Origin of the sequence: Bifidobacterium sp. 2450, from assembly GCF_041900695.1 — a bacterium.
Taxonomy (GTDB): domain Bacteria; phylum Actinomycetota; class Actinomycetes; order Actinomycetales; family Bifidobacteriaceae; genus Bifidobacterium; species Bifidobacterium longum.
The window spans coordinates 250,426-261,552 of the sequence record NZ_JBHEEA010000003.1 but is presented as its reverse complement, the minus strand read 5'-3'; the positions used below and the strand labels follow the sequence as shown (position 1 = coordinate 261,552).

Below are 11,127 nucleotides of genomic sequence, written 5' to 3'. Positions count from 1 at the left end.
GAGATTTTGCGCACTTTGGTTTGGGCTTGAGATAGGGGCATGGCCCGTGTCCTGTGTACGATTTTCAGTCGCCAGACATTAGAAAACCGCGATTGGAAACGAGGGCACGAAGCCATGTCACAGCAGATTCTACAGGTCGACCAGGCCATGTTGGAAACCACCCTGGACCGGATGGTCCGCAAAAGCGTCGAGGAGACCCTGAACGCGATGCTCGACGCCGAGGCCGACGAGATCACCGGCGCCGCGCGCTACGAGCGCAGCGGGGACCGCAAGGCGTACCGGGCCGGCCACTACGAGCGCGACCTGACCGTCAAGGCCGGCAAAATGAGCCTGAAAGTGCCGAAACTCAAGGGCGCGGTGTTCGAGTCGGCCGTGATCGAACGATACCGTCGGCGTGAGGAGAGCGTCGAGGAGGCCTTGATCGACATGTACCTGGCCGGCGTCTCCACCCGCCAGGTCGATGATGTCAGCCGGCTCCTGTGGGGCGACCGCATGCCCTCGCAGACCCTGAGCGACAAGCTCAAGCGCGTCTATGCGGATATCGACGCATGGCGGGGCAGGCCCCTCGAACAGGATTACCCGTACCTGTTCATGGACGGCGTGTGGCACAAAAGGTGCTGGGGCGGGTCCGTGGAGAACGTGAGCATCCTGGTGGCCATCGGCGTCGGCATGGACGGGCGGCGCGAGGTGCTTTCGGTGGCCGAGGGCATGAAGGAGGACGCGGAAAGCTGGCGCGAATTCATCAAAGGCATGCTCGCACGAGGCCTCAAGGGCGTGAGACTGGTGACGGGAGATCGGTGCGCGGGGCTGGTCGCCGCCGCGGGCGAGCTGCTGCCCGATGCCCGCTACCAGCGGTGCATGGTGCATTTCGAGCGCAACATACTCGCCAGGGTCAACCCCGGGAACCGCGACTGGGCGGCCGACGCACTGAAGGCCGTGTTCTCCATGGAATCACGCGACAAGGCGTTGGAGAAGGCCGAATCCGTCGCCCGGGACATGGAATCCAGGAAACTCAAGGAGGCCGCCAAATGCCTGCGCGAGGGCATCGGCGAGACCACGACCTACCTGCTCGACGACTACCCGCGCGAGCATAGGCGTCGGATCCGCACCAACAACATGATCGAACGGCTCAACCGCGAGATCAGGCGCAGGACCCGCGTGGTCGGCTCGTTCCCCGACGGACGCAGCGCGTTGATGCTCGTCTGCGCGAGGGTCCGCTACGTGACATCCGACGAGTGGTCGACGCGCCGCTACCTCGACATGTCAAGGCTCGGTGAGACCGTACCAGCAGCGAACTGATCACCGCCACAGGGACGGGCGAAGACCAAAGTGCGCAAGAGTTCGGGCACTACCGGTTATGCAGTAGCGTCATAGGAAAAACAAGGAATTGAGAGGACTCTTATGATTTCCTATGTACGAAACGTGGGTAAGACGGTACTTGCAGCGGTCGTTAGTTTGGTGTTCATCGTTGGTGCTGCTGGCTGCGGTAACACTCAAAAGGATGATGGCCCAGACTATGCGGATGATGAGGCGATGTCCATAATCGCGAAAGGGTATCAGAAGCGTTCGGATGTCATCGCTCAATATGAGCAGAAGAAAGATACCGATTCCGTCAAACATGTCAAAGATGCTGTTCAGGCTGAAATCGATAACGATAAGCCTTTGAAAGAGCGGCAGTTCAAGGATTCGAAGTTGCAGGAGAAAGTCATTGCTTATCTCAACCTGCTTGAGGATTCTCAAAAAGTGAACGAGGATTATTCCTATCTCAGCTCGAATTACCGCACCGAATGGACCAAGGTATACGATAAGCGTTCGGCATTGCTCAAGGATTTTGTCGATAATTACAAGCTCACGGTAGACGGTAAATATCAAGATTCATTGAATGATATTGTTGCCAACGGTTCGTCCGTCAAGAAAAAGACGGAAACGGAAGACGCGCTGAATAATCTGATTGCCTCTGCGACTTTCGAGAAAACTGATGACGGATATGGCTACTACACATACTCAGCCGTCATCGAAAACACCAGCGGAATCGATTTCGGTACCGTCAACTTGATATTGGCTCTATACGATGCCGATGGCGTGAAGGCTGCCGAAGTATACGCCAGTACTAATGCTTGGCCTGCAGGAGAAAAGGTAAAATTCGAAACCGGTAGCGATGTCGATGCGGCGCAGGTGAAGGCGTCTGTCGACCACTATGAAGTAGACGATTAAGCGTATCCATACACAACAGATAGTGATGGCCCACAGGGAATCTTCCTGTGGGCCATCACTATTAAACGTCAATATCAGTCAACTTACGCCGAGAACTGTTTGCCGAATTCCGAGAAGAGCTGACGGCGGGCGAAGACGAGCAGGCCGAGCAGCACCAGCAGGGAGACCAGCCCGCTGACCATCACCAGCACATCCCACGGAGCCCAGCCGAGCGGAATGAACGTCAGAGGCATCAGACCAGCGACGATGTCGAACGCCAGATACTTGGCGTACTGGTCAATGGCCTTGGCCCGCAGCACGATAAGCAGCACCACGTCAAAGACCAGCGAAACCAGACACGTGATCGGTATGACGAACATGGTGACGACACAATTCATCGTCGCCACAAACCAGACCAGCGCAATCGCCAGCATGATATAGAAATATCGAAACATGAGGCGAAGCGGCCGTGACGCGTGCAGAATCGCACTGTTGATGAACAGCACGCTGATGATCAGAGCGGCCGCCGATGCACTGGCAATCGGTATCGGCCATGAAAACAGATAGCTGAAGAAGCCATGCAGCAGCAGAATCGCGCCGGTTGCAAACGTGATGATCTCCACCGTCAGACGCCTCGGACGCAGATAGATCTGCTGCGCGGGGAATGCGGCGGGAGAGGCCTCGCCGTGCAATTCGTTCTGGCAGAGCGGGCAACGGGCCATATCGCCGGTGAAATCGACGTTGCAGGCATCGCAATGCTTCATGCCGACGCTCCTTTCTCCACATGCACGCCGGCGATGTTCATACGACCGCTGATGCCCTGCGTGGCGAGAATCCGGCACAGGTTCTTGATGACGTTCAGATCATGGTAGATGGTGGAGATGCCGATGCTCAGGTCGTCGCCGAACGAGCAGACCGTGAAATTCAGGCTGGCCGGTGTGGTGAGGAAGCTCACCGAACGTACATGGCGCGCGAGTCGTTCGTCCAAGGTGACTCGGCCAAGGTTCGAGACGGTGGTCGTGGTCTCGCGGTCGGCGATGAACCGGGCCAGCTCCAGCACCCAGTCCTTGGCAGGGGAGGGCGCGAGACGCAGCGCCGGATTCTTTTCCAACGCAATCATGCGGTTCATATGCGATTCGACGCGCTCGCGACTGGTGGCATGGCCGAGCTGCTCCTGCACATGGCGGGCGATGTCGGCCAACGGCTCATCGGTCAGCAATCCACCCATACCGTTGCCGTGCGCGGTGCAGGCGGCGGACTGCTGGCCGTCGCCGGTCGCGTCTGGGCTCGTTGCGGAAGTTTTCGCGGAGTCCTCATCGGCTTCGATATCGGCCGGCGTGTACGCCACGTAAGTCATGCCGTAGAAGTTGCGCACGGTCTCCGACCTGAAGAAGGCGCGCAAGTCGACCGGAATATCCACGCGAATCGCGCGATTGCGGGCGCGCGAGGGCATGACGTCGCGAATCGCGCACAGTATCGCGGCGATGAGGTAGGAGGTGAGGCTCACTCCGCACTGATGTGCTGCACCAAGCACCTTACTGGCGCTGACGTGATATTCCATGAACGTGGGCGCGTCCCGGTCGATAGGGCCGGCGAGCCGGTAGATCTTCGTGCCGGGCGCGGCACCGGCCTTGTCTTTCTCGTAGTATTTGTCGAAGCTGTTTTCGGCTTTGTCGCTGTCCGAGCCGTCGTAATCCGAAGGCACATCCGGCACGTCATATCGCTCGGCAATGTAGGCGTGCAACAGTGACTTGAACAGGTTGATGGCGCCGCGACCGTCCGAAATGATGTGCGAGACCTCGAGATTGACACGATTGCGGAAATAACTCACGCGGAACAGCATGCTTTTGGGCCCGTAATGCAGGCGCGAGCACATCGGCAGATGTTCCGGCTCTACTTGGGGGCGTCCATCCGACTGTTCGAGATAATGCCAGAACATGCCGTTGAGCAGGTGCACGTTGAAGCTCGGGAACTGGGCGATGGCATGGTCGAGCGCGCGCTGCAGGATGTCCGGATCGATGTCGTCCGCCAGATCGGCCGAATAGCGGAACACGGTCTGCGAGGAGCGGCCAGCCTGGGAGGAGTAGAACTTGCCGATGTTGTCTAGTCGGTACCAAGTACGTCTTGCCACGCGTCGCCTCCCTCCGGTGCGTTGGCGGTGGTGCCGGTGCCGGGAGCTGGTTCCAGCGGTGTGCCGTCGAGGAAATGCTCGATGATTCGGTAGGTGGTGGCCACCAGTCCCACGGCCGACGTGTTGAGTAGGTAGCCGTGGATGCCATCGTGAATTCGGTAACAGGAGACGTTGTCGTTCACCAATTGCAGACGACGGGCGTACGCTTCGTCCTCGTCTCTGAGCGGGCAGTATTCGGCGGACAACACCAGCGTGCGCGGCTGATTGCTCAGGTCGTGCGCGGTCAGCGGCGCGAAATACGGATTGGTCAGATCGGCCACGGACGAACGGTACATGTCGATGTAGTCGGCCATGTCCTGTGCGGTGAGGATGTAGTCGGTGCCGTTGGTTCGCACCGATTCGAACGGGCTGGCTTCGGGATTGTAGTCGTTGCCGACTACCGGGTAAAGCAGCATCTGCGTGCGCGGCATGAACTCGCCGCGGTCGCGGGCCATGAGCGAGACGGCGGCCGCAAGATTGCCGCCCGCGCTGTCGCCAAACAGCACGATGCTGTCGGGATCCGGTGCCGGGATTGTCGCAGATGTATCGCCCCCGCCGGCGGGGGCTGTCGGCGCAGCCGACTGGGGGTGGTCAACGGCGGCAACAGTACCGCCACCCACCCCGGAAATCGGCAATTCCCCAGCAAACAGCTGCCGGGCTACCTCATAGCAATCCTCAACAGCAGTAGGGAAGCGGTATTCAGGAGCCAGCCGGTACTCGACTGAGATCACACGGCGTTGCAGACGTACGGCCATATGCGCGCAAGCCTGCGTGTACAGGTTGATGCCGCCTGTAGTCCAACCGCCACCGTGGAAAAACAGGATCGTGCCACGCGGCGTGACTGAGGGAAGTTCCGTGTTGGTATTGCCGGAAATACCGTCGGCGTTGCCGCTCGACGTGCTTTCCTTGATGGGTATTTTGGGTAGGACTTTGGGTAATACGGCGGGCAGAATCGCGGATATTGCCGAGGTCACTGGCGTGCCATTGGCGGAAGATTCCTCCAGGGCTTCGGGCAGGGGCGCTCCATAGGCGACCAGCGGCGTGAACACTCGCAATGGTACGGCATATCCATCCGCCATAGGCGCGAAGACGTCCTCGACACGGCATTTCGGATTGGCGGGTGCCTGCTTGGCGATAAGCTCTTCCGCCACGCGCTGCAATTTGTACGACTTGCCCGCGTTGGGCTTGATGTAGCTGGCGGCCTTCATCGCGGCGAACAATGCCTCGTTGATCGGCATGACGACAGGTCCTTTCAGCGGCGGATTCGGTAGTGCGAACACCCCAACCTTAGCTTATGACCGGCATGAACAAAAAAGGGAAGGAACCCGAGAGTTCCTTCCCTGTGTGCCGTATCAGACGCGATACGCGCCGATTATCAGGCGGCGAAGTATTCCACGCCGGCCTCGAAGATCGGCTGGTACTTGTTGCCGGGCACGTTGACGTACAGGCCGTTGCCGGAACGCTCCGAGTGACCCATCTTGCCAAACACGCGGCCGTCCGGGCTGGTGATGCCCTCGATGGCGAGCAGCGAGCCGTTCGGGTTCACATCCAGGTCCATGCCGGGGGTGCCGGTCTCGTCCACGTACTGCGTGGCGATCTGGCCGTTGGCCCTGAGCTGGGCGAGCACCTCGTCGGAGGCCACGAAGCGGCCCTCGCCGTGGGAGATGGCCACGGTGTGAATGTCGCCGACCGAAGTCTTGGACAGCCACGGGGAGAGGTCGGAGGCCACGCGCGTGCGGACCAGTCGGCTCTGATGGCGACCGATGGTGTTGAAGGTCAGCGTCGGGCAGGCGTCGGTCATCGGCACGATGTCGCCGTATGGCACCAGACCCAGTTTGACGAGCGCCTGGAAGCCGTTGCAGATGCCGAGCATCAGACCATCGCGGTTCTTCAGCAGGTCACGCACGGCCTCGGTGACGGCCGGCGCACGGAAGAACGCGGTGATGAACTTGGCGGAACCGTCCGGCTCGTCGCCGCCGGAGAAGCCGCCCGGGATCATCACGATCTGGCTCTTGTTGATCTCGTCGACCAACGCCTGCGTGGATTCGGCGACGGCGGCCGGCGTCAGGTTGTTGACGATCAGTGTGGTCACATCGGCGCCGGCGCGCTCGAAGGCGGCGGCGGAATCGTACTCGCAGTTGTTGCCCGGGAACACCGGGATCACCACATGCGGCTTGGCCACGGAAGAGCCGACGTACACGGTCTTCTTCGGCGCGTGGAAGTCGATGGTCTCGACGGTCGCGCCCTTGTCCTCGCCCTTGGAACGGTACGGGAACACGGATTCGATGCCGGACTCCCAAGCTTCCTGCACAGCGTCCAGGTCCAGCGTCTCGCCGGCGGCCTTGAACACGTATTCGGAGGTGGTGGTGCCGATTTCGCCGATCTCGACCAAATTGGAGACGGCCGGAAGCTTGGCATCGTCCGCCAGCTCGACGATGAACGAACCGTATGCCGGGGTGAACAGGTCGTCCACGGTGATGCTGTTGTTCAGGGTCACGCCGATGCGGTTGCCGAGCGTCATCTTGAACAGGGCTTCGGCGGTGGCGCCATAGCCCGGCGTAGAGACGGCCAGGGCATCGTGGAGGTCGGTGAGCTCCTCGATCACGGAGAACACTTCAAGCAGCGCATCCTTGTCCGGGGTCAGACCGTCGGCCAGGTAGCGCGGCGCGATGCGTGCGATACGGTGATCGGCGTCCTTGAATTCAGGGGAGGTGGCGCGCTTCATGTTGCCCACGGCCACGGCGAAGGAGATCAGCGTCGGCGGCACGTCGAGATCCTCGAACGAACCGGACATGGAGTCCTTGCCGCCGATGGCGCCGGTGCCCAGGTCCACCTGGGCCATCAGCGCGCCGAGCACGGCGGCCGCCGGCTTGCCCCAGCGTTCCGGCTCGTCGCGCAGCTTCTCGAAGTACTCCTGGAAGCTCAGGTAGGCCTTCTCATGCTCGAAGCCGGCCGCGACCAGCTTGGCCAGCGACTCGACCACGGACAGGTAGGCGCCGGTGAACTGGTTCTTGGACATGATGTACGGGTTGAAGCCCCACGCCATCGCCGAAGCGGTGGTGGTCTCGCCGAACACCGGCAGCTTGGCGACCATGGCCATGTTCGGGGTGAGCTGACGCTTGCCGCCGAACGGCATGAGCACGGTGCCCGCGCCGATGGTGGAGTCGAAGCGCTCCGAAAGGCCCTTGTTGGAGGCCACGTTGATGTCGGTGACCAGCTTGTTCATGCGTTCGGCCAGCGTGCCCTCGCCCCACGGGGTCTCGTAGGACTGCTGTGCCTCGACATGCACGGTCTGGTGCTTGGAAGCGCCGTTGGAGGCCAGGAACTTACGGGACAGATTCACGATCTTGTCGCCGTTCCAGGTCATCACCATGCGCGGGTCCTCGGTCACGGTGGCGATCACCGTGGCTTCGAGGTTCTCTTCGCGGGCGTAGGCCAGGAACTCGTCCACGTCCTCGGCGGCCACGTCCACGGCCATGCGCTCCTGGGATTCGGAGATGGCCAGCTCGGTGCCGTCCAGGCCCTCGTATTTCTTGGGCACGGTGTTGAGGTCCACGAACAGTCCGTCGGCCAACTCGCCGACCGCCACGGACACGCCACCCGCGCCGAAGTCGTTGCAGCGCTTGATCAGACGGCAGGCATCGCCGCGGCGGAACAGACGCTGCAGCTTGCGCTCCACCGGAGCGTTACCCTTCTGCACTTCGGCGCCGTCGAGTTCGAGCGATTCCACGTTATGCGCCTTGGACGAACCGGTGGCGCCACCGATGCCGTCACGGCCGGTGCGGCCGCCCAGCAGGATGATCTTGTCGCCGGGGGCCGGGGTTTCGCGGCGCACATGGTCGGCCGGGGTGGCGGCCACGACCGCACCCACCTCCATGCGCTTGGCCACGTAGCCGGGGTGGTAGATCTCGTCGACCTGACCGGTGGCCAGACCGATCTGGTTGCCGTAGGAGCTGTAGCCGGCGGCGGCGGTGGTCACGAGCTTGCGCTGGGGGAGCTTGCCTTCCAGCGTCTCGGAGACCGGCACGGTCGGGTCCGCGGCGCCGGTGACGCGCATCGCCTGATACACGTAGGAGCGGCCGGACAGAGGATCGCGGATGCAGCCGCCGATGCAGGTGGCCGCGCCACCGAACGGTTCGATTTCGGTGGGGTGGTTGTGGGTCTCGTTCTTGAACAGGAACAGCCAGTCCTCGTCGTGGCCGTTCACGTCAACCTTGACCTTGACGGTGCAGGCGTTGATTTCCTCGGACTCGTCAAGGCCGGTCAGGACACCGTTCTTCTTGAGCCACTTGGCGCCGATGGTGCCCATGTCCATGAGGCAGACGGGCTTGGCGTCACGGCCGAGCTCGTGGCGCATCGCCAGGTAACGTTCGAAGGCGGCCTTGACGGTGGCGTCATCGATGGTCACTTCGTCCAGCTCAGTGCCGAACGTGGTGTGACGGCAGTGGTCGGACCAGTAGGTGTCGATCACCTTGATTTCGGTGATGGTGGGCTCGCGGCCCTCCTCGCTGAAGTACTTCTGGCAGAATTCGAGGTCGGCCAGATCCATGGCCAGACCGCGCTCGTCGATGAACTTCTGGCCGGCTTCGGCGTCCATCTCGTTGAAACCGGCGATGGTCTCGACCTTGCCGGGCACCGGCACCTGGGTCTTCAGGGTTTCCTTGGTCTCCAGGCTGGCCTCGCGGGCCTCGACCGGGTTGATCACGTAATGCTTGATGGTGTCCACGTCGGCGTCGGTCAGGTCGCCTTCCAGCGCGTACAGCTTGGCGGAGCGGACGGTCGGGCGCTCGCCCTGGGAGATGAGCTGGATGCATTCGGCGGCGGAGTCGGCGCGCTGGTCGAACTGGCCGGGCAGGAACTCGGTGGCGAAGACCTTGGCGCCGGCGAAGTCGGGCAGGTCGTAGGCCACATTGTCCACCTGAGGCTCGCTGAACACGGTGGGTACGGTCTGGTCGAACAGCTCCTGGGAGATGCCTTCGACGTCATAGCGGTTCACGATGCGCAGGGCCTTGAGGCCGGTCAGTCCGAGGATCGTGCGCAGTTCGCCCGCAAGCTGCTGGGCTTCGACATCAAAGCCGGGCTTCTTTTCCACGTACACGCGAAAAACCATGGAAATCCTTTCTTGAAAATAGTGAAAAATTGAAGAAGTGCGGTAAAAGAACTTGGCTCCCCTCTCCGAGGGGAGCTGTCAGCGGAGCTGACTGAGGGGAGTTGCCATGGCGGTGAACGTCTTGACCTCCCCTCAGTCGCCTATCGGCGACAGCTCCCCTCGGGGAGGGGAGCCAGCTGTATGTTTCTGCTACCTGCACCTAAACGACTTACTCGGCGACTTCGATGCCTTCGGACTTGGCGAGTTCGGCGAGGCGCTCCTCGATCTCTTCGTAGGCCGGGATGATGCTGCCGAGACCACGGCGGAACAGGTCCTTGTCAAGGTGCTCGACCTTGCCGGAGTGGTCCTTCTGGTCCCACAGACGGCAGGAATCCGGGGTGATCTCGTCGGCCAACAGCAGCGTGCCGTCGGTGGCGCGGCCCATTTCGATCTTGAAGTCGACCAGCTTGACGTCGATCTTGGCGAAGATCTCGATCAGGGCCTCGTTAATCTTGCGGGCCAGCGGGGCGATCTCGGCGAGATCCTCGCGAGTGCATACGCCGAGGGCCACCAGGTCATCGTCGTTGACGAACGGATCGTGCAGATCATCGTTCTTCAGGAAGTACTCAAGCACCGGCTCCTTGAGCGGCAGGCCTTCCTCCACGCCCAGACGGGAGCAGAAGTGGCCGGCGGCCACGTTGCGCAGCACGATCTCCAACGGGAACATGTTCACCTTGCGCACCAGCTGGCCGGTGTCGTCCACTCGCTTGATAAGGTGGCTGTCGATGCCGCGCTTCTTGAGCAGGTCGAAGATGATGGTGGTGATGAGGTTGTTCAGGCGGCCCTTGCCGGTGAAGTCTTCCTTCTTTTCACCATCGCCAGCGGTGGCGGTGTTCTTGTATTCGACCCACAGAACCTCGGGATCGTCGGTTGCGTACAGTTGCTTGGCCTTGCCCTCGTAGAGCTTTTCCAGCTTCTCCATGACTCACCTTTCAGGAGTGGAATTTCTGGGTGAACTAACGGTAAAAGGGTACCAATCGAGGGCTACAACAACACTCAGCATGACGCTACGATGCGGCCAACGCATCATACGTCGCTGCATCGAACGGCCATACGCTGTTGGGATGGCGGAGGCGGCCGTCATTGGCCAGTACGATCAGCTCGTCTCCGGTCGTGTAGCCTTCCGGCATGAAGGTATCTACAGAAGCGCGTGTGAATACTCAGATGTTCGTCAATAGACGAAACATGACTCTTCGGCCATATGCACACGATAATGGGAGTGACGAAATGGTACAAGGAGGTTCGTCATGATCGATCATATTGGTTTGTTTGTTTCCGACGCCGCACAGTACGCGGATTTCTACGAGAAGCTGCTGGCCCCGCTGGGCTACGTCAAGAAAGTGGCGTACCCGACCGCCGTGTGCTTTGCCAATGACGAGGATGGCGACAGCGTTTGGCTGGAGTCTCCGAAGGACGGCAACCCGGTGGTGCCGTCTCATGTGGCGTTCCGCGCCAAGGATGAGGCCGCCGTCAAGGCGTTCCATGAGGCCGGTCTCGCCTCTGGCGGTACCGACAACGGCGCTCCGGGCCCGCGCCCGAACTTTGGCCCCACGTATTACGCCGCGTTCATCCACGACCCGGACGGCAATAATATTGAGGCCATGCTGAGCTGATC

General features: G+C 61.1%; 8 protein-coding genes. 3 read left to right on the top strand and 5 right to left on the bottom strand.

The window, feature by feature from the left end; all coding sequences use genetic code 11:
* The first annotated feature begins 114 nt into the window (after window positions 1-114).
* Entirely contained in the window at window positions 115-1,299 is a 1,185-nt protein-coding gene (locus ACEUKI_RS02270; RefSeq protein ID WP_131218582.1) for an IS256 family transposase, read from the top strand.
* A 102-nt stretch (window positions 1,300-1,401) separates the two neighbouring features.
* Window positions 1,402-2,214 carry an FxLYD domain-containing protein gene (locus tag ACEUKI_RS02265; RefSeq protein ID WP_115770307.1) on the top strand — a complete coding sequence of 271 codons (813 nt, stop codon included), beginning with the start codon at window positions 1,402-1,404 and terminating at the stop codon, window positions 2,212-2,214.
* Between the two features lie 83 nt (window positions 2,215-2,297).
* Here ACEUKI_RS02265 and ACEUKI_RS02260 read toward each other — a convergent pair whose 3' ends face one another.
* From ACEUKI_RS02260 to purC, 5 genes are all read right to left on the bottom strand, one after another.
* A complete protein-coding gene (locus ACEUKI_RS02260; protein ID WP_251847640.1) occupies window positions 2,298-2,957 on the bottom strand; it encodes a DUF6320 domain-containing protein in 660 nt (219 codons plus the stop codon).
* The gene (locus ACEUKI_RS02255; RefSeq protein WP_251847639.1) at window positions 2,954-4,324 is read right to left on the bottom strand and encodes an alcohol acetyltransferase; all 1,371 of its coding nucleotides are present in this window, start codon (window positions 4,322-4,324) and stop codon (window positions 2,954-2,956) included. Before ACEUKI_RS02255 ends, ACEUKI_RS02260 begins: the two co-directional genes overlap by 4 nt.
* Window positions 4,297-5,601 (bottom strand): alpha/beta hydrolase, encoded by a 1,305-nt coding sequence (locus tag ACEUKI_RS02250; RefSeq protein WP_251847638.1) that lies wholly within the window; start codon window positions 5,599-5,601, stop codon window positions 4,297-4,299. The genes ACEUKI_RS02255 and ACEUKI_RS02250 overlap by 28 nt, the downstream gene beginning before the upstream one ends.
* A 137-nt stretch (window positions 5,602-5,738) precedes the next feature.
* Window positions 5,739-9,473: a phosphoribosylformylglycinamidine synthase gene (locus ACEUKI_RS02245; RefSeq protein WP_251847637.1), complete on the bottom strand. Its 3,735-nt coding sequence runs from the start codon at window positions 9,471-9,473 to the stop codon at window positions 5,739-5,741.
* A 208-nt stretch (window positions 9,474-9,681) separates the two neighbouring features.
* The gene (purC, locus tag ACEUKI_RS02240; RefSeq protein WP_007051209.1) at window positions 9,682-10,434 is read right to left on the bottom strand and encodes a phosphoribosylaminoimidazolesuccinocarboxamide synthase; all 753 of its coding nucleotides are present in this window, start codon (window positions 10,432-10,434) and stop codon (window positions 9,682-9,684) included.
* A gap of 325 nt (window positions 10,435-10,759) precedes the next feature.
* Here purC and ACEUKI_RS02235 point away from each other — a divergent pair, with 325 nt between their 5' ends.
* On the top strand, window positions 10,760-11,125 hold the full coding sequence (locus ACEUKI_RS02235) for a VOC family protein (protein WP_115770301.1): 366 nt from the start codon (window positions 10,760-10,762) through the stop codon (window positions 11,123-11,125).
* Window positions 11,126-11,127 lie beyond the last annotated feature (2 nt).